Origin of the sequence: Bradyrhizobium sp. NBAIM18, assembly GCF_020193825.1 — a bacterium.
GTDB classification, from domain to species: Bacteria; Pseudomonadota; Alphaproteobacteria; order Rhizobiales; family Xanthobacteraceae; genus Bradyrhizobium; species Bradyrhizobium yuanmingense.
On record NZ_JADYVO010000005.1, the window covers coordinates 115,563 to 141,751 of the forward strand.

The 26,189-nt window shown below is 66.2% G+C and carries 19 protein-coding genes; 11 read left to right on the forward strand and 8 right to left on the reverse strand.

Annotation, left to right across the window (positions count from 1 at the left end; genetic code table 11):
• The first annotated feature begins 10 nt into the window (after positions 1 to 10).
• Positions 11 to 1,276: a D-amino acid dehydrogenase gene (locus tag I6F17_RS13610; RefSeq protein ID WP_225124458.1), complete on the forward strand. Its 1,266-nt coding sequence runs from the start codon at positions 11 to 13 to the stop codon at positions 1,274 to 1,276.
• A gap of 134 nt (positions 1,277 to 1,410) precedes the next feature.
• Here the strand turns inward: I6F17_RS13610 and I6F17_RS13615 are convergent, their stop codons facing one another.
• Entirely contained in the window at positions 1,411 to 2,067 is a 657-nt protein-coding gene (locus tag I6F17_RS13615) for an XRE family transcriptional regulator (protein WP_225124459.1), read from the reverse strand.
• 178 nt (positions 2,068 to 2,245) lie between these two features.
• Between I6F17_RS13615 and I6F17_RS13620 the strand changes: the two genes are divergently transcribed.
• The 4 genes from I6F17_RS13620 to I6F17_RS13635 are packed head-to-tail and all read left to right on the forward strand — an operon-like array spanning position 2,246 to position 5,709.
• Complete coding sequence (locus I6F17_RS13620) at positions 2,246 to 3,004, forward strand: ABC transporter substrate-binding protein (RefSeq protein WP_225124460.1); 759 nt, start codon at positions 2,246 to 2,248, stop codon at positions 3,002 to 3,004.
• A gap of 28 nt (positions 3,005 to 3,032) precedes the next feature.
• A complete protein-coding gene (locus tag I6F17_RS13625; protein WP_225124461.1) occupies positions 3,033 to 3,686 on the forward strand; it encodes an amino acid ABC transporter permease in 654 nt (217 codons plus the stop codon).
• Positions 3,683 to 4,414, forward strand: coding sequence for an amino acid ABC transporter ATP-binding protein (locus I6F17_RS13630; protein WP_225124462.1), 732 nt, complete (start codon positions 3,683 to 3,685; stop codon positions 4,412 to 4,414). The genes I6F17_RS13625 and I6F17_RS13630 overlap by 4 nt, the downstream gene beginning before the upstream one ends.
• An 11-nt stretch (positions 4,415 to 4,425) precedes the next feature.
• A complete protein-coding gene (locus I6F17_RS13635; RefSeq protein WP_225124463.1) occupies positions 4,426 to 5,709 on the forward strand; it encodes an FAD-binding oxidoreductase in 1,284 nt (427 codons plus the stop codon).
• Positions 5,710 to 5,760: 51 nt separating this feature from the next.
• On the opposite strand, the gene I6F17_RS13640 is transcribed toward I6F17_RS13635, so the two are convergent.
• From I6F17_RS13640 to I6F17_RS13655, 4 genes are all read right to left on the reverse strand, one after another.
• The gene (locus I6F17_RS13640) at positions 5,761 to 5,979 is read right to left on the reverse strand and encodes a hypothetical protein (protein WP_225124464.1); all 219 of its coding nucleotides are present in this window, start codon (positions 5,977 to 5,979) and stop codon (positions 5,761 to 5,763) included.
• A gap of 147 nt (positions 5,980 to 6,126) precedes the next feature.
• The gene (locus I6F17_RS13645; RefSeq protein ID WP_225124465.1) at positions 6,127 to 7,716 is read right to left on the reverse strand and encodes a gamma-glutamyltransferase; all 1,590 of its coding nucleotides are present in this window, start codon (positions 7,714 to 7,716) and stop codon (positions 6,127 to 6,129) included.
• A 539-nt stretch (positions 7,717 to 8,255) separates the two neighbouring features.
• Positions 8,256 to 8,426, reverse strand: a complete 171-nt coding sequence (locus I6F17_RS13650) for a hypothetical protein (RefSeq protein WP_193374989.1) — start codon at positions 8,424 to 8,426, stop codon at positions 8,256 to 8,258.
• 9 nt (positions 8,427 to 8,435) lie between these two features.
• Entirely contained in the window at positions 8,436 to 8,669 is a 234-nt protein-coding gene (locus I6F17_RS13655; protein ID WP_036011788.1) for a hypothetical protein, read from the reverse strand.
• Between the two features lie 200 nt (positions 8,670 to 8,869).
• Here I6F17_RS13655 and I6F17_RS13660 point away from each other — a divergent pair, with 200 nt between their 5' ends.
• The 3 genes from I6F17_RS13660 (at position 8,870) to I6F17_RS13670 (ending at position 13,012) form a co-directional block, all read left to right on the forward strand.
• Positions 8,870 to 10,960, forward strand: a complete 2,091-nt coding sequence (locus I6F17_RS13660) for a PQQ-dependent sugar dehydrogenase (RefSeq protein WP_225124466.1) — start codon at positions 8,870 to 8,872, stop codon at positions 10,958 to 10,960.
• On the forward strand, positions 10,917 to 11,855 hold the full coding sequence (locus tag I6F17_RS13665) for an SMP-30/gluconolactonase/LRE family protein (RefSeq protein WP_036035942.1): 939 nt from the start codon (positions 10,917 to 10,919) through the stop codon (positions 11,853 to 11,855). The genes I6F17_RS13660 and I6F17_RS13665 overlap by 44 nt, the downstream gene beginning before the upstream one ends.
• A 131-nt stretch (positions 11,856 to 11,986) precedes the next feature.
• Entirely contained in the window at positions 11,987 to 13,012 is a 1,026-nt protein-coding gene (locus I6F17_RS13670; RefSeq protein WP_225124467.1) for a histone deacetylase family protein, read from the forward strand.
• Between the two features lie 28 nt (positions 13,013 to 13,040).
• On the opposite strand, the gene I6F17_RS13675 is transcribed toward I6F17_RS13670, so the two are convergent.
• From I6F17_RS13675 to I6F17_RS13685, 3 genes are all read right to left on the reverse strand, one after another.
• Positions 13,041 to 13,772 carry a 4'-phosphopantetheinyl transferase superfamily protein gene (locus I6F17_RS13675; protein WP_036035936.1) on the reverse strand — a complete coding sequence of 244 codons (732 nt, stop codon included), beginning with the start codon at positions 13,770 to 13,772 and terminating at the stop codon, positions 13,041 to 13,043.
• Between the two features lie 221 nt (positions 13,773 to 13,993).
• Positions 13,994 to 14,164: a hypothetical protein gene (locus tag I6F17_RS13680; protein ID WP_167361674.1), complete on the reverse strand. Its 171-nt coding sequence runs from the start codon at positions 14,162 to 14,164 to the stop codon at positions 13,994 to 13,996.
• Between the two features lie 138 nt (positions 14,165 to 14,302).
• Positions 14,303 to 20,746, reverse strand: coding sequence for a non-ribosomal peptide synthetase (locus I6F17_RS13685; RefSeq protein WP_225124468.1), 6,444 nt, complete (start codon positions 20,744 to 20,746; stop codon positions 14,303 to 14,305).
• A gap of 136 nt (positions 20,747 to 20,882) precedes the next feature.
• Here I6F17_RS13685 and I6F17_RS13690 point away from each other — a divergent pair, with 136 nt between their 5' ends.
• From I6F17_RS13690 to I6F17_RS13700, 3 genes are all read left to right on the forward strand, one after another.
• Positions 20,883 to 24,347, forward strand: a complete 3,465-nt coding sequence (locus I6F17_RS13690; protein WP_225124469.1) for an adenylate/guanylate cyclase domain-containing protein — start codon at positions 20,883 to 20,885, stop codon at positions 24,345 to 24,347.
• A gap of 1 nt (position 24,348) precedes the next feature.
• Positions 24,349 to 25,143: an rRNA adenine N-6-methyltransferase family protein gene (locus tag I6F17_RS13695; RefSeq protein WP_225124470.1), complete on the forward strand. Its 795-nt coding sequence runs from the start codon at positions 24,349 to 24,351 to the stop codon at positions 25,141 to 25,143.
• Positions 25,144 to 25,239: 96 nt separating this feature from the next.
• Positions 25,240 to 26,187 (forward strand): DUF6492 family protein, encoded by a 948-nt coding sequence (locus I6F17_RS13700; protein WP_225124471.1) that lies wholly within the window; start codon positions 25,240 to 25,242, stop codon positions 26,185 to 26,187.
• Positions 26,188 to 26,189 lie beyond the last annotated feature (2 nt).

Consider the following 26,189-nt stretch of genomic DNA (forward strand, 5'->3'; position numbering starts at 1 on the left):
TTGACGAAGCGTGAAAGTTCTGATCCTCGGCAGCGGTGTCATCGGTGTCACCTCTGCCTACTACCTCGCGCGTGCCGGCCATGAGGTGACGGTCGTCGACCGCCAGCCGGAGCCGGCACTGGAGACCTCCTTCGCCAATGCCGGCGAGGTGTCGCCCGGCTATTCCTCGCCCTGGGCCGGCCCCGGCGTGCCGGTCAAGGCGATCAAGTGGCTGTTGATGAAGCACGGCCCGCTGGTGATCCGGCCGAAGCTCGATCCGGTCATGTGGGTCTGGCTGCTCAAGATGCTGCGCAACTGCACCAGCGCGCGCTACGCAGTTAACAAGAGCCGGATGATCCCGATCGCGGAATACAGCCGCGACTCTTTACGCGATCTGCGCCGCGACATCGGCATTCAGTATGACGAGCGCTCGCAGGGCACGCTGCAGCTGTTTCGCTACCAGGCCCAGCTCGACGGCACCGCCGAAGACATCGCCGTGCTCAAGCAATATGGCGTTCCCTTCGAGGTGCTGAGCCGCGAGGGCTGCATCGCCGCCGAGCCGGCGCTCGGCGGTGTGAAGGAGAAGTTCGTCGGCGGGCTGCGCCTGCCGCAGGACGAGACCGGCGACTGCCACATGTTCACGCAGGCGCTGGCCAAGCATGCCGGGGCGCTCGGCGTGCGCTTCCTGTTCAACACAGGCATCGATCGCATCGTCACCGAGGGTGCCCGCGTCAGCGGTGTCGCCACGAGCGCCGGCCTGTTGCAGGCGGACGCTTACGTGCTCGCGCTCGGCAGCTGGTCGTCGCGGCTCCTGGCGCCGCTCGGTATCTCGCTGCCGGTCTATCCGGTGAAGGGCTACTCGATCACCGTGCCGATCAAGGACGCCGCAGGCGCGCCGGAATCGACCGTGATGGACGAGAGCTACAAGGTCGCGATCACCCGCCTCGGCAATCGCATCCGCGTCGGCGGCACCGCCGAAATCTCCGGCTATTCGGACAAGCTTTACGACGCACGCCGCGCCACGCTCGATCATTCGCTGACCGACCTGTTCCCGCGCGGCGGCGACCTGTCCAAGGCGACGTTCTGGAGCGGCCTGCGCCCGATGACGCCGGACGGCCCGCCCGTGATCGGCCGGACCCACTACGCCAACCTCCACCTCAACACCGGCCACGGCACGCTCGGCTGGACCATGTCGTGCGGCTCGGGCCGCGTGCTCGCCGACATGCTGTCGGGGAAGAAGCCGGACATCGACGTCAGTGCGCTATCGGTGGAGCGGTACAAGCACCGGTTTGGCTAAGGCTCTATCCCCTCGTCATTGCGAGGAGCCCTCGCGACGAAGCAATCCAGGCTGTCTCCGCGGTGAGACTCTGGATTGCTTCGCTGCGCTCGCAATGACGGGGATGGAGTTGTGTTCGCGGTTTGATAACAGAGCTACCCCGCCCCCGTCACGCAATTCACCCACAGCACCACGGCCTTCGCATCCCGCGCCGGATTGGAAAACCGGTGCGGCCTGCGGCTCGCGAAGCGAAAGCTGTCGCCCGTCTTAAGCGACCACGTCTGGCTGTCCACCGTCAGCATCATCTCGCCTTCGAGCACGAGCCCGGCCTCTTCGCCGTCGTGGGTGTAGAGCTCATCGCCGGTGGAGCCGCCGGGCTCAAGATGCACCAGGAACAGGTTGAGCTTGTTGTCGCTGCTCGCGGGGCTCAGCAATTGCTTCGACACGCCGGTGCGCCACAGTTTCAATTCCGGCCGCTGCAGCCCGCGCGTTACCACCTGATCCGATGCGCCGTCGGCGCTCGGGCTCGCGCCGAACAGTGCGGCGATGCCGACGCCGAGCACGTCGGCGAGCGTCGCCAGCACCCGCAGCGACGGCGACGACAGCCCGCGTTCGATCTGGCTGAGGAAGCCGATCGACAGTTCCGTGCGCGCGGCGACCGTCTCCAGCGAGAATTGCCTGGTCCGCCTGAGATCCCGGATGCGGCGGCCGACCGCGACGTCCATCGCCGGCTCGGCCGGCTTGGCAGCGGCTTTGGCTTTCACCTTGGCCGGCCTGTTCCTGGCCGGCTGTGCGGCGGCCGGTTTGCGCATTCTTTTGCCACCGCTCACGTCAAACCGCTTCCTTCATGTGCATGAAAACCGCTTGCATCACCTGCGAAAGTGTGACCAAATTTTCATATTGGTGAAAATAGGCCGAAACAGGCCGGCCCGCAACGTCTGATCGCGACATGCGCGCGCCGCCGCCGGCCAGGCCCAAAAGGGGGATGCGATGAAGCGTTTTGTTCAGGCCGCAGTTGCGGCGCTCGCCATTGCCACAGCCGCGCCGGCTTCGGCGCAACAGGTGCTGAAGGTCGGCTCGACGCCGACGGGCATTCCCTTCACCTTCCTCGACACCAAGACCAACACCATCCAGGGCATCATGGTCGATCTCATCACCGAGATTGGCAAGGATGCCGGCTTCAACGTGCAGATCGAGCCGATGGCGTTCTCGGCGCTGATCCCCTCGCTGACTTCGAGCAAGATCGACATCATTGCGGCAGCGATGTTCATCACGCCGCCGCGCAAGGAGGTCATCGACTTCTCCGACCCGATCTACAGCTACGGCGAGGGCCTAGTGGTGCCGAAGACCGACACCAAGGCTTACGCCACGCAGGAGGACCTGAAGGGCGAGACCGTCGGCGCCCAGGTCGGCACCGCCTTCGTCGACGCGCTGAAGAAGACCGGCCTGTTCGCCGACGTAAAGGCCTACGACACCATCCCGGACATCCTACGGGACGTGAACACCGGCCGCCTCAAGGCCGGCTACGCCGATTATCCGATCCTCGCCTACAATCTGAAGCAGGGCGGCTTCCCCGAGGTGCGCCTGGTCGACGGCTACAAGCCGGTCACGGTCGGCTCCGTCGGCATCGGCGTCCGCAAGGGCGAGAGCGCACTGCTCGGCAAGATCAACACTTCGCTCGCGAAGCTGAAGGCCAACGGCACCATCGACAAGATCCTCGATAAATGGGGCCTGAAAGCACAAGGTTGATCGATAGAAGCTGATCGAAGGCTGCCCGATGAAAGGCTTCTGGCGCGACGCCGTCGAGTTCTTCCCGATCCTGCTGAACGGCGTCGCGCTGACGATCATCGTCACGATCGGCTCGCTGTTGCTGTCGACGGTGCTCGGCCTGGTCTGGGCGATGATGCGGGTCTCCGGCATCAAAGCAGTGTCGATGCTCAGCGCCAGCCTGATCAACGTGATCCGCGGCATCCCGATCATCGTGCTGTTGTTCTACCTCTACTTCGTGATGCCCGATCTCGGCGTTACGCTGACGGCCCTGCAGGCCGCGATCCTCGGGCTCGGCATCGCCTATTCGGCCTATCAGGCCGAAAACTTCCGCGCCGGCATCGAGGCCATCGACAAGGGCCAGATCGAGGCGGCGCAGTCGATCGGCATGGGCTGGTGGCTCACCATGCGCCGCGTGGTGCTGCCGCAGGCCGTGCGCATCGTGCTGCCGCCCTACGGCAACGTCATGATCATGATGCTGAAGGATTCCTCGCAAGCCTCGACCATCACGGTCGCCGAGCTCGCGCTGCAGGGCAAGCTGATCGCGTCCTCGACGTTCAAGAACACCAGCGTGTTCACGCTGGTCGCCCTGATGTACCTCACCATGAGCATTCCGCTGATCCTCTTGGTCCGTCACTTCGAGAAGCGGGCCGGCAAGCGATGATCGAGCTGAGCGACGTCCACAAGAGCTTTGGCAAGGTCGAGGTGCTCAAGGGCATCACGGCGAGAGTCGAGAAGGGTGAGGTGGTCTGCATCATCGGCCCCTCCGGCTCCGGCAAGTCGACCATCCTGCGCTGTATCAACGGCCTCGAGAGCTACGACCGCGGCGAGATCAGCGTCGAAGGCTTGAGGGTCGATCGCGACGCGCCCTCGATCGTGAACATCCGCACCCAGGTCTCGATGGTGTTCCAGCGCTTCAACCTGTTCCCGCATCGGACAGCGCTGGAGAACGTGATCGAGGGGCCGCTCTTCGTGAAGAAGGAGCCGCGCGCCCAGGTGCTCGAGCGCGGCCGCGCGCTGCTCGCTCAGGTCGGGCTTGCGGAAAAGGCCGATGCGCATCCGCCGCAGCTCTCCGGCGGGCAGCAGCAGCGCGTCGCCATCGCGCGGGCGCTCGCCATGCAGCCCAAGGCGATCCTGTTCGACGAGCCGACCTCGGCGCTCGACCCCGAGCTGGTCGGCGACGTCCTCGGCGTCATGCGCAAGCTCGCCGACGACGGCATGACCATGGTCGTCGTCACCCACGAGATGGGCTTTGCGCGCGACGTCGCCGATCGTGTTCTGTTCATCGATGGCGGCGTCATTGTCGAGCAGGGCCCGGCGAAATCGGTGCTCAATCAACCGCAGCACGCGCGGACGCAGGACTTCTTGCGCCGCGTGCTGCATCCGCTCTGACCGGTTTCGACATGACGCGCCTGCCTCTGCCGCCCTCGCTCTATGCCGACACCGCCGTGGCGCCGGTTGCCACGCCGCCGCTCGATGTCGACAAGAGCGTCTCGGTCGCGATCGTTGGCGGCGGCTACACCGGCCTGTCCACCGCGTTGCATCTCGCCGAGCAGGGCATCGAGGCGCTGGTGCTGGAGGCGCAGGAGCCGGGCTGGGGCGCGTCGGGCAACAATGGCGGCCACACCAATCCCGGCCTGAAGCACGATCCGGATCAGATCGAAGCCGATTTCGGCGCCGAGCTCGGCCGCCGGATGATCGACTTCTCCTACGGCACCACGAATTTCACCCACGACCTGATCCGCCGCTACCAGATCCCATGCGAGGCGCGGCAGAACGGCACGCTGCGCGCGGCCTATCATGCGGCCAGCGCGGCGGCGATCGAAAGGACCGCGCAGCAATGCATCCGCCGCGGCATGCCGGTGTCGTATCTGAACCGCGAGCAGCTCCGCGAGATGACCGGCACTGATCGCTATATCGGCGCCATGCTTGATACCCGCGGCGGCGATCTGCATCCCCTGAGCTATGCCCGCGGGCTGGCGCGCGCCGCGATCTCGGCGGGCGCGAAGGTGCATGGCGAGACCCCGGCGCTGTCGCTGCGCCGCGAGGAAACGCGCTGGCGCATCGAGACGCCGCGCGCGGTGGTGCATGCCGACAAGGTCCTGATCGCCACCAACGGCTTCACCGACGATCTCTGGCCGGCGCTCCGCCGCACCATCGTGCCGGTGTTTTCCTCGATCGCCGCCACCGCGCCGCTCTCCGACGCGGTCGCCCGTTCGATCATGCCGACGCGTCCGGTGCTCTACGAGAGCGGCCACATCACGGTCTATTACCGCATCGACCAGCAGAACCGTCTGTTGATGGGCGGGCGCGGCCCGATGCGCTGGATCAAGTTGCCGCATGACGTTGCCTATCTCATGCGATACGCGGAGCGACTATGGCCGCAGCTCAAGGGCGTCGCCTGGACCCACGGCTGGAACAGCCGGCTGGCGATTACCGCGGACCATTATCCGCATGTGCACGAGCCCGCGGAGAACATCCTGATCTCGCTCGGCTGCAACGGCCGCGGCGTTGCGCTAGCGACCGCCATGGGCGCGCAGCTCGCCCGCCGCCTCATCGGCGGCGCCAAGGCCGAGATCGACATGCCGATCACGGGCATCAAGCCGATCCCGATGCATGCATTCTGGCCGGTGGGTGTGACGACCGCGGTGATGGCGGGCCGTGTGCGCGATCGACTCGGCATTTGAAAAAGGCGCCGCTCGGTGAGGAGCGACGCCTTGCTCGAATCCTAGCTCGACTCAGCAGCGACCCTGCTTCCAAAGTCCGGGCGGGCACGCGTGACCGCGCCAGCCGACCTTGCGACCGTGGTACCAGCCGAACGACTTGCCATGGTGATGATGGCTCATCTTGTGGCCATGACCATGTCCATGTCCGTGCCCACCCTTCGCCAGCGCGGGGCTCGTAAATGTGAAGCCGGCCGCAATGATCAGCGAGGCGGCGAGCGCAAGTTTCTTCATGATGTCCTCCAGTGGGGCGAGCGCATTTGTCCGTTCAGTGAACGAACGGTGGGTGGGTAAGTTCCCTGCGAATGTGGAGGAGTCGTGACGCTCGCCTGGATGCGTAATCGCGCCGGAGCTCAACGCGCGCTGGCATGTCGAGCGGAGTCAAGCCTCCGCCACCGCATCGGCCCAGGGCTGGAAAATCTCGACCGCGCCGGAATTGACCTCGCCCTCGCGCATCACGACGCTCGGGCAGGCGAACTTCTGCGGCAGCGCCTGCACGCGACTCTCTTCATAGTCGAAGCGCGCGGCCAGCGCCTCGCGCACCTCCGCCGGCAGGCGCGCATCGCCGATCACCACCGCGCCTTCGCTGGCGTCGATGCGCGGCTGGTGGGTGGCGGCGTCGAGGTCCATGCCGTAATCCATCGCGAAGGACACGAGTTGCATCACCGACGGCAGGATGCGGCGGCCCCCGGAGGCGCCGATTGCGAGGCGCTTGCCGTCCTTGGTCTCGGCGATGACGGGCGTGTAGTTGCAGAGGCAGCGCTTGCCGGGTGAGAGCGAGTTTGTAGTGCCCGGCGTCGGATCGAACCACATGATGCCGTTGTTCATGGTGATGCCGGTGCGCGGTGTCACGTATCGCGAACCGAACGACGAGAGCAGCGTCTGCGTCACCGCCGCGATGTTGCCGTGGCGGTCGACCACCGAGAAATGCGTGGTGCAGGCCGGTGCGAGATATTCGGCGCCGAGCGAGCGCTTGCCGTCGGCATCGCCCATATCCTTGAGACGCTCACGGAAGGCGGCCTGCAGGGCGAACGCATATTCGACATAGGCGGCGGCATCCGGCGCGTCTGCCGGCCTCAAGCTCTGCTGCAACAGCCGTAGCGCATGCGCCATCGTCGGCCCTGCGGTGAGCTCGGGGGTCGCGAACACCTTGCCTTTGCGATAGGGAATCGCCAGCGGCGCGCGCACATGGGCGCGGAATGCGGCGAGATCTTCCACCGACAGCGAGCCGCCGTCGGACTTGATGTCGGAAGCAATGCTCCTGGCGAGATCGCCCTGATAGAAATCGCGCGCGCCCGCGTCGGCGAGATGTGACAGCGTCGCCTTCAGGGCGTCCTGCGGCAGCCGCGTCTCAGCCTTGATACCCCATGGCGCGGTCGGCGGCAGGCCGTCCTTCAGATAAGCGGCCGCGCTCGCGGGGTAGCGCCTGAGATCGGCGGCCGAGCCCGCGATCGTCACCGTCGTCCACCAATCGACCAGCAGGCCTTCGCCGGCGAGCCGAGCTGCCGGCGTGACCAGATCCTTCCACGGCAATTTGGCGTAGCGGCGGTGCGCCTCTTCCATTCCGGCGACGACGCCGGGGACGGCAATCGCGCCGGGACCATGGATGTTGCGATCGTCCTTCACCCGCGGCCAAGGAAACAGGTCGGAGACGGCGCCGTCGCCGCTGAGGGGATAGTCGGCAGCGCGCAGGCTCTGCGGCGCGCACATGCCGTAGTCGATCACCTCACAGCGATTTTCCCTGGCGCGGTAGAGCACCATCGCGCCGCCGCCGCCGATGCCGCTGTTCCAGGGCTCCAGGACGTTGAGGGCAAACGTGGTCGCAACGATCGCGTCGACGCAATCGCCGCCCGCGGCCAGCACCTGCGCCCCGATTTCGGCCGCCCGCCGCGATTGCGAGGCGACGATGCCGCCCTTGGAGGTGACGGCGGGCTTGCGGACGGTCTGGTTGAGGCTGAACTGGTGAGGCATGGTGTCGTCTTGATGCTCGTCGATGGCTTCGCTGCGTTGAATGCGAGGCTCCGCAATTGGCGAAGCGCGCGGACAATGGCACATTGCCGCCAACGAGAACATCCAAAGGGAGGCGCGACATGGCTGGTGTGAAACAGGCGCGGGATGAGAGCTTTTCGCTGCGCCATCCTTCGAGACGCCCGCTTGAGGCGGGCTCCTCAGGATGAGGGCGGAGTGCGCGGCAGCAGTTTCGACGGACACTGATGCCAAGGAGCCTCATCCTGGGGAGGCGTGTCAGCGGCGTCTCGAAGGACGAGGCGTGCGCGCAGGCGCCCTCGCGAGTCATATGCGATACTCTTGGCAGTGAGGTGCGGGGCTGCCCCAAGCCCGTCATGCCCGGGGCTTGACCCGCCTGCGCGGCCGAAGCCGCTTCGGCGAGGCGAAGGCTCGGGCATCCACGTCTTCGTATCCGCGCCGCCAAAACGTGGATGGCCGGGACAAGCCCGGCCATGACGGAAGATACAAATGTCCGAAAAAGCGCGGTAAGCGCCGCCTCAGTGCTAGCGATCCAGCCGGCTGGCCTGGTACTTGGCGCGCCATTTCGGGCCGGGTCCGCGCATGTAGTGCAGCTCGGGGCGGTAGGGATTGGCTGCGACGCGGATCAGCGTCTGCCATCTGGTGGCGACGAAGCTGAGGGGCTGGCGCAGCAGGCTCAATGAAGCGAGCAACATGGCATCACCTCAATGCGGCTTGCCGAGCATGGCGGTGAAGGGGAGGTCGAACAGATCCTCGCCGTCGGAGCCGCTGACGTGGATCACCCAGTCGCGCCAGTCTTCGGCGCCGGGGGTCTGGATCATCGAGTTCATGATCTGAGCGGCGCGGTCGCGCGCCTCGGTCAGATTGGCGACTGCGGCGCCGTAGCGGTCGATCAGCGTGCCCTCGGTGTTGGAACAGTGAAAATAGACCTGGACCATAGGCGCCTCCTGTAGAAAGCGATCGGGACGGCAAACCGATACCACCCCAAGCATTCGCGAAACATTCGGGTCGAGCCCGGTAAGGGAATTTACGGATATTGGTCGGGCCCAAGGTCGTTACAGGTTTAATCACAGGCGGGTGATGACTGGACGGCGTTGCGGCGGCATGGAACAACGCCCGCGGGAAGGCGGGGCTCACCGTGAACCAGTTCACATTCGATCGCGAACGGCCAAATCTGCGCTTGCTTGCAGCGGTCGTTCTTGCAGCGGTCTGGGCCGCCGCGCTGCTCGGCTTGGCCCCGGCCTCGTCCGAGCCGATCAGGAAGAGCGGCTACGCGATCGGCACCGAAGCCTGCGGCAGCGGCGATCTCGCTTTTCCCAGGATCCAGATCGACATGAAGGCGGGATTTTGCGCCGGCCTCGTTGCCAGCGAAGAGGACCGCCTCAAATTTCCGCGCTCGATCGTCCAGGTGCCCGGGGGCGACCTTTTGGTGGTCGCCGATATGGGCGGCTGGGGCCACACCGACGGGCGGCTGCTGCTGCTCGATCCGCGTGCCCCGCAGGGGCTACGCTTCAAGGAGCTGCTGACGGGGATAGAATATCCGTTCGCTCTCGTCATCGGCCCGGACAAAAAGCTTTATGCCTCGACCGCGGAGACGATCTTCCGGTTCGACCCGCTTGCCGACAATCCACGCAGCACGGTCGAGACCATCATCCGTCACATGCCCGGCCGCCGGATCACGCTGCCGGATGGCACGAGGACCGATGAGAGCGCGCACCCGTTCAAGCAGTTCGTGTTCGACCGGAACGGCCGGCTGTTCGTCAATGTCGGCTCGCACAGCGACGATTGCATCACGCCTGCGCCGATCACAAAACCCTGTGCGGCGGCCGAGGGCGCGTCTGCGCTGGCCTCGATCTGGCTGTTCACGCCGCCGCCCTCAAGCGGGGTCTTCCCGGCATTGAAACCCGGCGATCCCGACCCGCCGCACAGCGTCTATGCGCGCGGCTTGCGCAACTCAATGGCCCTGGTGCTGCACCCGAAGTTTCCGGACGCCGGCTACGCCTTCCTCCAGGGTGAGAACGCCCGCGATCTGCCCGACATCTTCAAGCCGAACGAGGAGATCAACGCGATCGAGCAGGGCAGGCACTACGGCTGGCCCTATTGCTACGATTTGTCGACGCCGAGCCCCGAATTCAGGCTCGTGCTGCAATCGGGCGCGTACAAGTCGTTCTGCTCGGCCAATGCGCTTTACAAGGCGCCGCTCTCGCTGCTGCCGCCGCACGGCGCGCCGCTCGCGATGCTGTATTACCACGGCGCCAAATTCCCGGAGCTGGAGGGCAAGCTGCTGGTCGGTCTGCACGGCTATCGGCCGACCGGGAGCCGGCTGCTGGTCTATGACGTCGACGATCACGGCTTTCCAAAGCCCAGCGCGGCACCGGCGCGCTATCACGTCAGTTGCGCGGCCGAGCCGACCCGCAGTTTCCGGACCGACGCCGGCGAGGTCGCCGCCGCGCCGTTCGAAGAGCTGATTGCAGGTTGGCACCGCGTCAACGGCGCGCGGCCGCAAGGTGCGCCGGTCGGCATGACGGTGGCCGAGGACGGCGCGATCTGGCTGGTCGAGGACAAGAACAAGACCGTGATCCGCATCGATCGCGCTTCTGGCGAAGCGCCTGCGCCTCTCCCCTGCGATACGCGCAGCCAGGCGATGATCGACCAGCTCGCAGCTTTCGTGGCCAGGGACGCGCAGAACGGCGTTCGCCTCACCACCTTGCGCAAGGGCCTCGTCGAGAAGCATTGCGTCGGCTGCCATTCGGATTTCGGCCTGAGCGCGGGGCAATCGGATGCGGAGAAGGACAGGGCGGTGCTGCACTTCATGCTGGCGCAGGACGGCTGGATCTACCCTGGCGATCCCGACGCCGGCAGGCTGCGGACGCGCCTGCGCGGCCTAGGCGCCGAGAAGCTGATGCCGCCGGGCGGCGAAAGCCTGCCGAAAACCGAGCCCGGTTATACGCGCCTGCTCGATACCGCGGACCTGCTCGTCGCTAAAATGGTTCCGGGCACGCGGATGCGGATCAAGCCAGGCCCGCCGCAGCGGAAGTTTTTCAGCAAGGCCAACAAGGAATGCGGCGAAATACCGGCTGGAAAGGTCGTCGTCGTGACACAAAGGAGCGCTGTAGACAGACCCGGCTTTAGCCGATTCTTCCGGCCAGCCGATCCCTATCTGAACGGCGAGTGCACCGACGGCGATGGCTATTACATCCGGCAGGAACTTCTGGTGCCTGTGCAGTAGCATCCTGCTGGTCACGACGCTGCCGGCCGCTGCCGAAACAAAACTGTTCGAAAGCGCACAGGTGACGCCCGCCAGCGAATACACCTTCGGCATCGAAGGGCCGGCCGCCGATCTCGACGGCAATCTGTTCGTCGTCAATCTCGGCAAGCCCGGCACCATCGGCAAATTGCCCGCGGGTGGCGCCGCCTCGGAGCTGTTCACGACGCTCCCCGAAGGCAGCGTCGGCAACGCGATCCGTTTCGATCGCAGCGGCACCATGTTCATCGCCGACTACAAGAAGCACAACATCTTCGCCATCCCCAAGGGTGCGACCAAGCCCGCGGTGTGGTTTCACTCCGGCGAGATGAGCCAGCCCAACGACATCACGATCGCGCCGGACGGCACGATCTATGCGAGCGATCCGAACTGGAAGGGGCGCGAAGGCCACATCTGGCGCATCGCCAGGGGAGCGGACGGTACGGTGCGGGGGCAGGTGATGTCGACGCCACGCGCCATGGGCACCACCAACGGCATCGACCTCAGCCCTGACGGCAAGACGCTCTATGTCGGCGAATCCAGCAGCGGCCAGATCTGGTCCTATGCGATCAGCGGCAACGAGCTGACGGCTGCAAAACTCGTCAAGGCGTTTCAGCCCGACACCATCGACGGCCTGCGCACCGACGTTGCCGGCCGCCTCTACGTCGCGCGCATTCTCAAGGGCACGATCGCGCTGATGAAGCCGACCGGCGCGGTCGAGCGCGAGATCCCGCTGAAGGCCAAGGAGCCGACCAACATTGCCTTCGGCGGCAGCGACGGCAAGACCGTCTTCGTCACCCAGCGCCAGGGTGGCTTCATCGAGTCCTTCCGCACGGACCAGCAGGGCCGCGAGCACTGCCTCCAGCGTGGGCGTTGCTGAGCTTCGCAAGCGCTCTGCTTTCCGCGCAGGGCAGCGCGACGATGGGCGGCATTCTTCTTGCTTGCATCCGGCGGCCGTGGCGATCAAGACTCTGCGGCACGTCCAGTAGCAGGCGACCACGGAGTGTTTGAGTGAAAGCCGTCCATACCGAGCTGCACCGCAGCCACGATCCGCAATTCTTCCTGGTGCGTGGTGTCGTCAAGCGCACCACAGAGCAGCCCGAGCGCGCCGACCGGCTGCTCAGGGGATTGAAGGACGGCAGGCATCAACTGGTCGAGCCGACCAAGTTCGGGCCGGGGCCGCGCGCACGCATTCACAGCCCGGAATACCTGTCGTTCCTCAGCGAAGCCTGGGACGCCTGGACGGCGCTCGGCGATTCCGGCCCGGAGATGATCGGCAATATCCATCCCGTGCGCCATGCCGCAACCTATCCGACCCACATCGTCGGCAAGCTCGGCTGGCATACCGCCGACACCGCAGCGCCGATCGGCCCGGGCACGTGGGCCGCGGCCTGCGCCGCCACCGATGTTGCGGTGACCGCAGCGCAGATGGTGATGGATGGCGAGGACGCGACTTACGCGCTCTGCCGTCCGCCCGGCCATCACGCCTATCGAGACATGGCCGGCGGCTTCTGCTTCCTCAACAACAGCGCGATCGCGGCGGCGCATCTGCGGCAGAAGCACGAGCGCGTCGTGATCCTCGACGTCGATGTCCATCACGGCAACGGCACGCAAGGCATCTTTTATGCCCGGCCCGACGTCTACACGATCTCGATCCATGCCGACCCCGTTGCGTATTATCCCTACGTATGGGGCTATGCGCATGAGCGCGGCGAAGGACCCGGCCTCGGCACCAATCTCAACATTCCGCTTCCCATCGGCACCGGCGATGACGGCTTTCTCCAGGCGCTGGACCTCGCGCGCAAGGCGATCGAATCCTTTGCCCCCGGCGCTCTCGTCATCGCACTCGGCCTCGATGCTTCCGAGCACGATCCGCTGAAGGGATTGGCCGTCACCACACCCGGCTTCCGCCGCATCGGCCAGGCCATCGCGAAAATGGGCCTGCCGACCGTGTTCGTGCAGGAAGGCGGCTATCTCTCGGACATCCTCGGCGCCAACCTGACCTCTGTGCTGGCGGGCTTCGAAGAAGCGCGGTGAGATCGCTTCGCCTCTCCGCTTGCGCGCCTCACTCAGCCGCTTCGCGGAGGGGCCAGGCATGACGGCTGATGGGAAGGCCGCCGTCCGCGCGGGAGCCGTCGGCGATCGCGAGGCGATGCGCGGGCGATGGCGAGCACAGCGAGAAGCGCCAGGCGTCCGGATCGTCGACGATGTCTGGCTTGAAGCTGATCTCGATGGCCTCGCGTGACACCTGCATGGCGAAGGCGTCGAGCGGCAGATTGAGCCCGAAGCCCCTGGCCTTCAGATAGGCCTCCTTGAGCGTCCAATAGTCGAAGAAGCGCTCGATCGCCGCGGGCTCCGGCAGTCCGCGCAAGGTTTCGACCTCCTCCGGCGCAAAGAAGCGAAGCGCGGTGGACAGCGGGGCGACGCGCCGCGACACGGTTTCGACGTCGACCCCGACGGCCTCATGCCGCGACACCACACAGGCGACGCAGCCGTCGGCATGCGACAGGCTGAAATGCAGCGCGGTAGAGGTGGCCGGTGCTGCGACGAACGGCCGGCCATAGCGGCCCGCGCCAAACGTCCAGTCAGTGGGCGCGACGTTGGAAGCGACCTGTGACAGCGCCAGGCGCAACATCGCATGTGCGAAGATGTACTGCCGCCGATGCCGCTCGAACACGAAGCGATCGGCCCGGGCCCGCTCGTCGACCGAGAGCAGGCGTCGGCACGCCTCGGCCGCGCCCGGCACGTCAATGGTCTCGATCAGTCCGACAAAGAGTTCGATTCTGTCGTCTGCCATCAATTGGGCCCATGGCGTCGGGCGAGGCCAAATCCCTCGGTCCCGACGGAAGAAACAACTGCGCAAGAATCAGCCGAGAGGACCGTACCTAGCGGTCCACCCGGGCGAATTCTTGTCGATTTGCAGGCCGGTTTACAGACGCAAGCTTGTGCGAGCCCCCAAGCCCGATAAGCAAGCGGCCGCTCTGTGAAGATTCGTAAGGCCGTCCCCGACGGTCGAGTTTACTTCTTCTTGGACTTCTTCTTCTTGGATCCGCGCAGAGCCTTAAGGCTGGCGTCGACATCCTTCAGCGCGAGCTGGAGTTTTTGCTTCTCGAAATTGAGCAGGTCTTGCAGCGCCTTGCGATCCTCCGCGCTAAGCGAGGTCTTCTTCGTAAATTTGATGAAACCCATAACACTCCCCCGTGAAAATGATCATCCCAAATCAAAACCCGAGAATAATCTTGCGCGACGACGCCAAATAATCAAGCTGCAACTTGATCATTCACAGCTTTGGGGCGTGAACTCGTATTCTGGCGCGATGTCGCGGCATCAAGCGGCCCTGCGCGCGAGCAATCTGCCGAGTGGTGCGTTGGGCTGGGCGATCGCCGCCGTCAGCAGGGCGACGAGGTCCTCCATCCATTCGCCGACCGCTCGGCCCTCGAGCAAATCGCGCTTGTAATTGCAGGAGCCGGTAATGCCGGTCGGGCGCTCCTTGAGCATCAGCGACAGCCAGGTCTGGTCGATCGGCAGCACCGGCTGGCCTTCGCGCGCGACGTTGCCGATCGATTCCGTCGCGAGATCCGGGAGATCGAGCGGCCGGCGCAACGGATTCTGCAGCGTGAAATAGACCTGGAGCAGCGAGGCCGGATCGATCCCCTCCTGCTCCAGTCGATCGGCCAGGACGTTGAACGGCAGCTCCTGCCGCGCATGCGCCTCGAGCACGCTCTGGCGCACCCGCAGCAGAGCCTGCGCGAAAGACAGGTCCGGCGTGATTGTCGTCCGGACGATCACCGTGTTCTCGAACGGGCCGATGATCCGGTCGGTGTCCGGCTGGGCACGATTGGCCATCGCGGTCGCGACCGCGATGTCGGTGCGGCCCGCCCTCGCCAGCAGCATGGCCTTCAGGCCGGTGAGCAGGCACATGAACAGCGTGCAATTGTGCTGGCCGGCAAACGCCGTCAGCCGGGCGATCAGCTCGCGCTCGAGGCAGACCGGATGATGCCCGGTGGAGGCGCCCGGGCTCGATTCGCCGTCGAAGAGGGGACCCGCTCCGCGCAAATTCAGGATCCAGTCGGAAGCATGGCGGCGCGCCGCGTCGGTGCCGCACCACCAACGCTGCCAGCGTGCCACGTCCGAAAAGGCCGGCGGCGGGCTCGGCAGCGGCGCAGACGGATATCCGGCCAGCGCGGCGTAGCGGCTCGACAATTCCTCGAACAGCACGCCGATCGACCAGCCGTCGACGACGGCGTGATGCAACGTCAGCAGCAGCACGTGGTCGTCGTCGTGGAGCCGCAACAGCCGGGCGCGCAACAGCGGCGCGCGCGTGGTGTCGATCGGGGTATAGGCCTCCTGCTCGATCAGGAGATCGATCTTCCTGAGCTCGAGCGCCTTGCGCCGCTTGTTGTTGTGGAAATGACCGTCGCCGATCGTCTCGACCGTCATGATTCGGCCGAGCGTGCGTGGCGCGGCGATGCGGCTTTCCGGCTCATCGCCGTTCCAGGCGAACGCGGTGCGCAGCGATTCGTGCCGGCGCACCACGTCATCGATCGCCTTTGCAAGGGCGGCAGAATCGAGCGGGCCCCGCAGGCGGAACGCGAATGGCAGGTTGAGCTGCGGCAGCCCCGGCAGATTGCGCTCGATGTGCAGCATCTGGTCCTGTCCGATGGAAGGCGCCGGCGGTCCGCCCGCAGCCGATCGCGGCAGGCTTGCGGCAGGCTTGTGCGGCCTCGTGGCCACGGTCTGTTCGACCCGCCGCGCCAACCCCTCGATCGTCGGCGCCTCGAAGATGGCCTTGATCGGCAGCGACACGCCGAGCGCCCGCGCGATGCGCGCCATCACCTGGCCGGCCAGCAGCGAATGGCCGCCGAGGTCGAAGAAATTGTCGGTAACACCGATGCGTTCGACGTTCAGCAGGTCGATCCAGATGTCGGAGAGCACCTTTTCGGTGAAGCGCCGCGCCGGGACGACCGCATCCGCGCCGGACGTTTCCGGCGGGACGGACGCCAGCAGCGCCGAGCGGTCGATCTTGCCATGGGCGTTGAGCGGCACCTGATCCAGGAACAGGAAGGCGGAGGGGACGGCGTGGACGGAGAGGCGGCTCTTCAGGAAATCGCGCAGCTCGCTGGCACTGCTGCGGCTGCCGGGCTTGGCGTTGACATGGGCGATCAGCCTGATGTCGCCGCTCGCCTCGCGGCGCGGTTCGACGATGGCGGCGCGCACGCTTGGATGCTCGGCTAGCGCGTTCTCGATCTCCTTGAGCTCGATACGATAGCCACGGATCTTGACCTGATGGTCGGCGCGGCCGAGGCATTCGATCGTCCCGTCGGCGCGGCGCCGGGCCAGATCGCCGGTCCGGTAGAGCCGGCTGCCGGCCTGGCGCGAGAACAGATCGGGCAGAAAGCGCTGCCGGCTCTGCGCGGGATCGTTGATATAGCCGCGGCCGATTCCGGCGCCGCCGATGCAGAGCTCGCCGGTCACGCCGATCGGTTGCGGCTGGAGCTGCGCGTCGAGCACGTAGAGCTGCGTGTTCGGCAGCGGCGCCCCGACCGGAACGTTGGCCGTCGCGATGGCCGGCGCCTTGGTAAGGCGATGCAGGGAGACGTCGTCGGAGCATTCCGACGCGCCATAGGCATTGATCAGCGGCACCCTCGGGCAGCGGGCAAACCAGGCGCGGCAGAGCTCGACGGGCAACGGCTCGCCGGTCGAGATCAGCAGCCGCAATTTGGAGAAGGCGCGCCGGATCGGCGCCTCGTCCATACGCTCGAGAATGAGGCGCAGCAGCGAGGGCACGATCTCGAGCACCGTGATGCCCTCGCGCTCGATCTCGCGCGCCAGCAGCATCGGGTCCTGCACGATCGTCTGGCCGCAGACATGGACGCGTGCGCCGACCATGGGACCGGCGAGGAATTGCCAGACCGAGATGACGAAGCTCTGCGGCGCGATCTGCGCGATCACGTCCTTAGGCGAGAGGCCGAGTTCGGAGATGAGCGAGGCCAGATGGTTCGACAGGCCGCGCTGCTCGATCATGACGCCCTTCGGCGCGCCGGAGGAGCCGGACGTATAGACGAGATAGGCAAGGCTCGAGGCGGCGCGGCGTGCGGCGCGGGCCGGCTTTGTCGACCCGGATGCAAGAGCGTCGTCGAGCTCGGCCACCGGGATGCGCTCGACCAGCGGTTCGAGCAGGGCCTCGACCATGGCAGACTGAGCCCGCCCGGTCAGCAGCACGCGGGCACAGCTCGATCCGAGGATGGTCGAGAGCCTTGCCGTCGGCTGGTCGGGATCGAGATTGAGGAAGGCCGCGCCGACGCGCTGCACCGCGATCATCGCGGCGAGCAGGTCGGGCCCGCGCTCCGCGAGCAGGGCAACCACGCTCTCCTCGCCGACGCCCTCACGGGCCAGCCAGCGCGCGGCCGCCCCAGTGCGGCGCGCCAGCTCGCGATAGGTCAGGGACGTGCGACCGTCCGAGATCGCGACGGCGTTCGGCGTCTTCCTCGCCTGGCGCTCGAAGCGTTCGCTCAAGTTGCCGCGTGTGGTGAAATTGGCCGGCATGCCCCGGCCTTTTGCCAGCGCTTGCCGACGTTCGGCCTCGGTCAGGAGCGGCAGGCGCGAGATGCGCTGTTCCGGATTGGCGATGACGGCCTTGAGCAGCGCCTTGAACTGGGCCGCCATGGCTTCGATCGTCGCGGCCTCGAACAGATCGGTGGCGTATTCGAAGAAGCCGGTGAAGCGGCCATCGGCCTCGACCAGTTCGAGCGTGATGTCGAACCGCGCCACCCTGGGATCGACTTCCAGCCGCCGGGTCGACAGGCCAGGAAAGCGCGCCGCCTCGATCGAGGCGTTCTGGAGGATGAACATGATCCGGAACAGCGGATTGCCGTCGCTGCGGCGCGCCACCTGCAATGCGCGCAACACCTCCTCGATCGGAAGGTCCTGGTTGCGGTAGGCGTCCAGCGTGACCTGCCGCACTCGCCGCAGCATCTCGCCGAAGCTCGGATCGCCGCTGAAATCGTTGCGCAGGACCAGGGTATTGGCGAACAGCCCGATCAGGCGTTCGCTCTCGATCTGGTTGCGGTTGGCGATCAGCGATCCCGTGGCGACGTCCTCATGCGAGGTGTGGCGGAACAACAGGCACTGGAAGGCGGCAAGCAGCGTCATGAACGGCGTGACGCCCTGGTTCTGGCTCAACGCGCGCAGCTCGGACGAGAGGGACTTTGAGAATTCAAGGTAGTGACGCGCGCCGTGTCCGCTCCAGATCTCAGGTCTCGGCCTGTCGGTTCTCAGCGGCAGCATGGTGACGCCGTCGAGCTGGGTCCGCCAATAATCGAGCTGCTCCCTGGCCGCGGGCGTCTGCGCCCAGCTTTGCTGCCAGAGTGCGAAGTCGCGATATTGGAAAGCGGGCGGCGGCAGTGCGGCCGAATGCTTCCTGCGTGCCGCGGCATAATGGACGGCGAGCTCCTGCCAGAACAGCCGCTGCGACCAGCCATCGGTGGCGAGGTGATGGACGTTGACCACCAGCGCATGGTTGTTCCTGTCGAACGACAGCAGTGTCGTCTTCTGGGGCGGCGCGTGGGCCAGGTCGAACTGATGCTGCGCAAGCCTGAGCGCCTCGCGCCGGATTGCCGCAGGCCGCCTGCCCGGAGGGCATGGCTTGAGCTTGATGCGCTCCAGCCGCGGCGTCGATGACAGCACAAGCTGCATCGGCTCGCCCTGGCGCTCGACGAACACCGAGCGCAGCGCCTCATGGCGCGTTGAGATCGCAGCCAGGCTCGCAGATAGCGCGGCGGCGTCGACGAGGCCCTTGAGGACGGCGATCTCGACGACATTGTAATTGTACCGGGTCGGGTCCAGCCGCGAGAGCACGTAGATCCGCTGCTGCTGGAACGACAGCGGTGCGTCCGTGCCCGCAAGCCGGCGCCAGGCCGGCAGCGCCGTCTCGCGCCGGCTTGCGGCGGTCTCGATCCGGGCCGCGAGCGCTGCGACCGTCGGGCAGTCGAAGATGTCCTCGAACGAGAAGTCGACATTGAAGCGGTCGCGCAGGCGCGAGCGCATCTGGGTCACCGCGAGCGAATCCGCGCCGAGCGCGAAGACGTCCTGGTCGGCGCCGACCTGCGGCAGCTCCAGCAGGCCGGCCCAGATCTCGGCGAGCTGGCTCTCGATCGCATTGCGCGGCGGCCGGGTCTCGTCGCCCGCGTCGACCGTTGCAATCAGCCCGGCGAGGGCGTTGCGCTTGACCTTGCCGCTGGCGCCCTTCGGCAGCGCCGCCACGCTGCGGATCAGGCTCGGCACCTTGTAGGCCGCAAGCCGCTTTCGCGCGAATTGGCGCAACTCGTCCGAGGTCGCCCCGGCATTCGGCCGCAGCACCACGACGGCCGCGACGTTCTCGCCGAGCTTGTCGTGCGGGACCGCGAACACGCCGGCTTCCAGCACCGCCGGATGGCTGAGCAGGACGTCTTCCACCTCCAGCGGCGATATCTTCTGCCCGCCGCGGTTGATGACGTCCTTGATGCGGCCGACGATGAAGAGATAGCCGTCGTCATCGAGATAGCCGAGGTCGCCGGTCCTGAACCAGCCGTTGCGGAATGCGGCCTGCGTCGCCGCCTCGTCATTATAGTAGCCGCGGCTCATGTTCGGCCCGCGCAGCACGATCTCGCCGTGCGCCCCGCTTGCGAGCGTGCGGCCGGTTTCGTCCATGATCGCGATCTCCGGGCCGGCGGCGCGGCCGACCGAGCCGACCTTGCGCAGCTCGAACGGATTGGCCGCGATCTGCGAGGCCGCCTCGGTCATGCCATAAGTCTCGAGCACGGGAACGCCGAACGTTGTCTCCAGCCCGGCGAGGATCGCCGGCGCGAGCGAGGCCGAAGCCGACCGGATCACGCGCAGCGACGACGGACGGGCGCGGTCCGGATTTACTTCCGCCGCCGTCAGCAATGCGCGATGAATGGTCGGCACCGCCGTGTACCAGGTCGGTTGCAGCTCCCGCATCCAGCCGAAGAACGACGCTGCGTCGAAACCGTCGGTGCAGATCACGCTGGAGCCCGCGGCCAGCGCCGTGAGCAGGCCGGAGATCAAGCCATGAGCATGAAACAGCGGCAGGACGTTGAGCAGGCGATCGTGCGTCGTGAGCGACAGCACATGGCCGGCATTGTAGGCGGAGAGGCAGACATTGCGGTGGGTCAGCGGCACCATTTTCGGCCGCGCCGCCGTGCCTGACGTCAGCAGGATGAACGCATCGTCGTCGGCGCGCGAAGCGCCGTTGGCATTGGCCGGCCCGATCGCCGGAGCGATGAACGCGCAGCCGCCGAGATCGTGGGCGGGCCCCGCCACGAAATCGATCAATGCGATGTCGAGCACGCGGGCGGCGTCGCGGCTCGCCGAGTTCATGTCGGCCCGGGTCACGAGCGCGGACAGCTTCAGTTCGCTGAAATAGCGTTGCAGCTCGTCCGCCGTCAGATCCGGGTTGACCGGGACGCAGGCGCAGCCCGATGCGACAGCGATCAGCGCCAGCGCAGTATCGGCGCCGCGCGGCAGCGCGACCGCGACGCGGTCTGCGGGACCGATGCCGAGTTCACGCAAGCTACGCACCAGTTGCCGGATCGTCGCGGCCAGCGCGCCATAGCTGAGCGCCGGCCGGCCGGGAGCGAGGAGTGCGGGTGCCGCCGGCATCCTGCGGGCGTAGAATTCGAGAAGGCCGCTGATATGCGCGAACACCTTCGTTTCGGCCGTGGTGCCGGCTGATGCTTCGTCCGCTCCGGATGCAATGTCCGACAACGCCATTCCCTTTTGGTCCGATTAAGTTATTCTTCCAAGAAGTTGGGGAATGCGTCCAGTCCGAGGTGAAGTTTGGACCCCAAAATCTGTGGTTGAGGGGCCCTCGAGCCCTTCGACGGAGTAAGGGTCGGGCAGAATCACGATGCTGGAGAACGAGCCGAGCACGAGTTTGGAAGGTGGGCTGAAGCACTGGCTCGAAAGTATCGGCCTCGGGCACTACACCGATCTTTTCGCGCAGCACCGCCTCGATCTCGACGTCATCGCGGATCTCACCGAAGCCGATCTGGTCGAGCTCGGATTGCCGCTCGGCGATCGCAAGCGGCTGCAGCGGGCGATGGCGGCGCTGTTTCAAGCGGAAACCACGGAGGCGCCGGCGGAGACGCCGCGTCCGCAAATCCGGGCGGAGGTCGGAGCCGAACGGCGCCAGCTCACCACCATGTTCTGCGACATGGTGGATTCCACCTCGCTGTCCGCGCAGTTCGATCCGGAGGACGTCCGCGACATGATCGCGGATTTTCGCGAGACCTGCGTCCGGGTGGTCAAGCAATACGAGGGCTTTGCCGCCCGTTTCGTCGGCGACGGTATCCTGGTCTATTTCGGCTATCCGACCGCACATGAGGACGATGCCGAGCGCGCGGTGCGCGCCGGGCTCGAGATCGTGCGGGTGCTGTCGACGGCGCACGCGGTCGAGCCGCGCGGTGCGCTCAGCCATTCACCGGCCGTCCGCATCGGGATCGCGACCGGCCTCGTCGTGGTCGGCGATCTGGTCGGGCAGGGCACCGAGGAACGCGATTCCGCGGTCGGGGAAACCGTCAATCTCGCGGCGCGCCTGCAGGCCCTGGCCCCGCCCAACGGCGTGGTGATCTCCGTCTCGACGCAGTCGCTGCTGAAGGGGAAGTTCGACTATCGCAATCTCGGCGTCCACGACTTGAAGGGAATCTCCGAGAAGGCCCAGGCCTGGCACGTGGTGCGCGCCTCGCGCTTGGAGACCCGCTTCGCTGCGGCGATGGGTACGCGGCTGACGCCGCTCGTCAACCGCGAGGAGGAGATCGCGCTGTTGATGGGGCGCTGGCAGCAGGCCAAGGACGGCGACGGCCAGGTCGTGGTCAAGTTCGGCGAGCCCGGAATCGGCAAGTCGCGCATCATCCAGGAGATCTTCGAGCGGATATCGGGCGACCGCCACGGACAGGTCTCGCTGCAGTGCTCGCCCTATTACACCTCCACCGCGTTCCATCCGTTCGTCGAGCAGCTCAAATTCTCCCTCGGTCTCGATCGCGAGGATTCGTCCGCGCTGTCGCTGGCGAGCCTGGAGAACGCGATCGCCGCCGCCGATGGCGACATTGAGCAGGTCACCCCGCTGTTTGCCGCGCTCCTGTCGATACCGACCGGGGACCGCTATCCGCCGCTCGAGCTGTCGCCGCAGCAGCAGAAGGATGCGACGGTCGTGGCGCTGGTCAACCATTTCCTCGGCCTTGCGCGCGAGATGCCGCTGGTGATCGCGTTCGAGGATTTGCATTGGATCGACCCGACCTCCCGCGAGGTGGTCGACCTCCTGGTCGATCGGGTGCAGAACCAGCCGATCCTGGCGATCATCACCGCGCGCTCGGAATTCCAGGCGAGCTGGAACGCGCATTCGCACATCACCACCCTGGTCCTGAACCGCTTGAGCCGGCAGTTGCGCACGACGCTGGTCGAGCGCGTCGCGGGACGCGAGCTGCCCAAGGAGGTCGTCGAGGAGATCATCGTCAAGACCGACGGCGTGCCGCTGTTCCTGGAAGAGCTGACCAAGACGGTTCTGGAATCCAATCTGCTGACCGAGCGGCACGGGCGCTACGTGCTGTCGGGACCGTGGCGGCAGCTCGCAATCCCGGCCACCCTGACCGACTCGCTGATGGCGCGGCTCGATCGGATGGGACCCTTCAAGCGCATCGCGCAGATCGGCGCCACGATCGGCCGCGAGTTCTCCTACGAGACGCTGCATGCCGTCGCCCATACGCCGGCCGAGCAGATCGAGGCGGCGCTCAGTCATCTGCAGGAGGCCGGGCTGATCATGCGCCGCGGCCATCCGCCGGATGCGCTGTATTCCTTCAAACACGTGATGATCCAGAACGCCGCGCATGCGAGCCTGTTGCACAGCGAGCGGCGCAAGCTGCATGCGCGGATCGCCCAGGTGCTCGCCGAGATGTATCCGGAGAGGACCGAGCGCGAACCGGAGCTGCTCGCCCATCATTTGACCGAATCCGGCCAGAGCGAGGGCGCCGCCAGCTTCTGGCTCAAGGCCGGCAAGCAGGCGGCCAAGACCGGGGCCAATCTCGAGGCGATCGGCCACCTGCGCCGCGGCCTTAACGTCGTGCAGGCCAATGCGCGCATGCAGGGCGCCGACGAGATGGAGCTCAAGCTGCGCATCGCGCTCGGCAACGCGCTGATCGCCGCCAAGGGCTACGCGGTGCAAGAGGTCGAGGAGAACTATATCCGCGCGCTGGAGCTCGGCCGTCAGCTCGATGACGACGAAAAGGTCTTCGCTGCGACGCGCGGGCTCTGGGTGTGCCATTTCATCCGCGCCGATCTCACCCGCGCGCACGATCTCAGCGTCGAGCTGTTGAAATTTGCCAAGCGCGAGCGGCTGAACGAGCGGACGCAGCCGGCGCAGCAGACCGGCTATCTGATCGAGGCGCACCGCGCGATCGCGATGACCATGCTCTATCGCGGCCGCTTCGCAGCCTCGCAGCACCATTTGCACCGCTGCATCAACCTGTTCAGCCACGATCTGCACTCCGACCTGATGGAACGGCACGGCATCGATCCCGGTGTCGTTTCGCTGTCTTATCTCGGTTACCTCCTGTGGTTCCTCGGCCGGCCCGACGCGGCGCGCCAGCACAGCGAGCAGGCGATCGCGAACGCCGAGAAGATCCGTCACCCTTTCACGCTCGCCTTCGCGCTGGTGTTCGGTGCCTATCTCCGCCAACATTTGCGCGACGTCGAAGGCACGCGCGACTACGCCAACCGCGCCATGATCATTGCCACCGAGCACAATTTCCTGCACTGGAAGCAGCAGGCGGCTATCCTGCGCGGCTGGGCGCTGGCTCAGCTCGGCGAAGCCGACGAAGGCCTCGGCCAGATGCGCTTCGGCCTCGACGAGTACGAGGCGATGGATTCCTGGCTCGCCGGCTGCTGGTTCCGCTGTCTGCTCGCGGAAACGTACGCCAAGGTCGGGATGCGCGACGCCGCCTTGCGCGCGCTGGATGGTGCGCTTGCGACCGCAAGGCGGACCGGCGATCACTTCTATCTCGCCGAGGTCTATCGCATGCAAGGCGAGATCACGCTGGCGGGTGGCGACCCGGCGTCGGTCCAGGAGGCGGAGGACCTGTTCGGCCTTTCGCTGGAGACCGCACGCAAGCAGGGAGCGCTGTCCTGGGAGCTTCGCACCGCCGTCTGCCTCGCGCGCCTGTCGCATCAAGCCGGCAAGCGCGAGCACGCAAGACTCCTGCTGATGCCGATCGTCGGCAAATTCAGCGAGGGCTTTTACACGCCGGACCTGAAGCAGGCGATGCAGCTCCTCGATGAGCTCGGTAGCGACGCGGCGGTGCGCGAACAGGCCGGTCTGTGACATGAGCGATCTTGCCGCCGCGCGTGCGCGCTACGCTGAGTTGATCGCCAGGCGCGAGCGGATTGCCTCGAAGCGTCTGCTCGCCGCGCTCGCCGCCGTTCCGCGCGAGGAGTTCCTGCCAAGGGGACCGTGGCGCATCAAGGGCGAGGCAGCGCGCAGTTACCGGCTGACGCCCGACGCCGATCCCCTTCATCTCTACGACAACGTGCTGGTCGCGATCGATGCGCGCCGCAAGCTCGACACCGGCCTGCCGAGCCTGTGGGCGCATTTGATCGACATTCTCCACGTCAAGCGGGCGGACCGTGTCGTGCAGATCGGCTGCGGCCTCGGCTATTTCTCCGCGGTGCTGTCGATCATGGTCGGCGAGAAGGGCCGCGTCCATGCGATCGAATGCGACGATCGGCTCGCGACCCGGGCGGCGAGCTATTTGCGCGGCTATGGCAATGTCACGGTCGTCCACGGCGATGGATGCAAGGACGTGGGCGAGCCCGCCGATGTGATCATCGTCCATGCCGGCTTCCCGCATCCGCACCCGCTCTGGCTGCGGTCGCTCCGTCCGCGCGGCCGTCTTCTGGTGCCGCTGACCCAGCGCGACCGCGAGGGCGCCGTCCTCAGGATCAGGCGGATGGCTAGGGGGTTCGAGGCAGAGGCGATCCAGCAGATCCGGATCTTCCCCGGCCAGGGCCGCGGCGTGACCGCCCTCGACGACCGCGTCGCCGATTGGTGGCAGCGCGCCTCGGCCCTGGCACCGCTCCGCTTTCGCGGGCTGGAGCAGGGGCTGCCGTTGGATGGCTAACACTTCGTTTCGCTTTACCTTGATTTCGATCGTGAGTTTCCGGCATCTCGCATTGCCGCTATCAGTGCGGGTCTGATGGCCATTTGAGCGTGCTCCATGCATTCCGTTGCCCTGCTGACTGCCAGCTACGCCAAGGATATCGAACGCTTTTCGCTGCTCAGCGAGAGCATCGACACCTGGCTGTCGGGATACACGCGACATTATGTACTCGTTAACGATGAAGACGTGCCGCTGTTCGCGCGCTTCGCGTCCGACAAGCGGGTCATCGTTCCGGCCTCGCGCTATCTGCCGAAATGGCTGTTCGCGCTGCCGCCGGCGCTCCAGTTCGGCAGCCGGCGCGTCTGGCTGTCGCTGCTGTCCTCGCCCGTGCACGGCTGGCACATCCAGCAGATCCTGAAGATCGCCGGCGTCCTCAACGCGCCCGAGCAGCGCGTCTGCATCCTGGATTCAGACAATCTGTTCTTCCGCGAGTTCGACGTCGGCCAATATGCCGGCGCCGAGACGACGCCGCTGTTCGTCACGCACAAGGCGATCGGCGCCGACCACCCGTTGCACGGCCTGTGGCTGCGCACCGTCGATCAGCTTCTCGGCATCAAGGAGCGCTCATTTCCGGCCGACGATTATGTCGGCAACGCGCTGGTCTGGGACAGGGACACGGCGCGTGCGATGACGGACGCGATCAAGTCGGCGACCGGCCTGAGCTGGGCGCTGGCGCTGTGCCGGAAGAAGAAATTCTCGGAGTATCTGCTTTACGGAAACTTCGTCGCCAATGCGCCGGAACATCTGGCCCGACATCGCATCACCGAAGACAGCATCGCGGTCTCGCACTGGGACGACACGCCGCTCGATCGCCCGGCCATCGAAGCGATGATGGGCACGGCCTCGCCGGAGCAGGTCGCGCTTTGCATTCAGTCCTATTCGTCGACCTCGATCGATGACATCCGCGACGTGTTCCGGCTCTCATCGCGCGAGCGGCGCGCGCCGAACCTGGCTCCCGATCATATCGGCGACGTGGCCGCGTTCGAGACGCCGAAGACACGTTAATC

Bases quoted from the DNA above. Each gene is read 5' to 3' on its own strand.
- I6F17_RS13655 (WP_036011788.1), bottom strand. From the start codon at position 8,669: ATGGTCCAGGTCTATTTTCACTGTTCCAACACCGAGGGCACGCTGATC.
- I6F17_RS13690 (WP_225124469.1), top strand. From the start codon at position 20,883: ATGCTGGAGAACGAGCCGAGCACGAGTTTGGAAGGTGGGCTGAAGCAC.
- I6F17_RS13675 (WP_036035936.1), bottom strand. From the start codon at position 13,772: ATGGCAGACGACAGAATCGAACTCTTTGTCGGACTGATCGAGACCATT.
- I6F17_RS13695 (WP_225124470.1), top strand. From the start codon at position 24,349: ATGAGCGATCTTGCCGCCGCGCGTGCGCGCTACGCTGAGTTGATCGCC.
- I6F17_RS13680 (WP_167361674.1), bottom strand. From the start codon at position 14,164: ATGGGTTTCATCAAATTTACGAAGAAGACCTCGCTTAGCGCGGAGGAT.
- I6F17_RS13615 (WP_225124459.1), bottom strand. From the start codon at position 2,067: ATGCGCAAACCGGCCGCCGCACAGCCGGCCAGGAACAGGCCGGCCAAG.
- I6F17_RS13700 (WP_225124471.1), top strand. From the start codon at position 25,240: ATGCATTCCGTTGCCCTGCTGACTGCCAGCTACGCCAAGGATATCGAA.
- I6F17_RS13635 (WP_225124463.1), top strand. From the start codon at position 4,426: ATGACGCGCCTGCCTCTGCCGCCCTCGCTCTATGCCGACACCGCCGTG.
- I6F17_RS13625 (WP_225124461.1), top strand. From the start codon at position 3,033: ATGAAAGGCTTCTGGCGCGACGCCGTCGAGTTCTTCCCGATCCTGCTG.
- I6F17_RS13620 (WP_225124460.1), top strand. From the start codon at position 2,246: ATGAAGCGTTTTGTTCAGGCCGCAGTTGCGGCGCTCGCCATTGCCACA.
- I6F17_RS13685 (WP_225124468.1), bottom strand. From the start codon at position 20,746: ATGGCGTTGTCGGACATTGCATCCGGAGCGGACGAAGCATCAGCCGGC.
- I6F17_RS13640 (WP_225124464.1), bottom strand. From the start codon at position 5,979: ATGAAGAAACTTGCGCTCGCCGCCTCGCTGATCATTGCGGCCGGCTTC.
- I6F17_RS13650 (WP_193374989.1), bottom strand. From the start codon at position 8,426: ATGTTGCTCGCTTCATTGAGCCTGCTGCGCCAGCCCCTCAGCTTCGTC.
- I6F17_RS13645 (WP_225124465.1), bottom strand. From the start codon at position 7,716: ATGCCTCACCAGTTCAGCCTCAACCAGACCGTCCGCAAGCCCGCCGTC.
- I6F17_RS13665 (WP_036035942.1), top strand. From the start codon at position 10,917: ATGGCTATTACATCCGGCAGGAACTTCTGGTGCCTGTGCAGTAGCATC.
- I6F17_RS13630 (WP_225124462.1), top strand. From the start codon at position 3,683: ATGATCGAGCTGAGCGACGTCCACAAGAGCTTTGGCAAGGTCGAGGTG.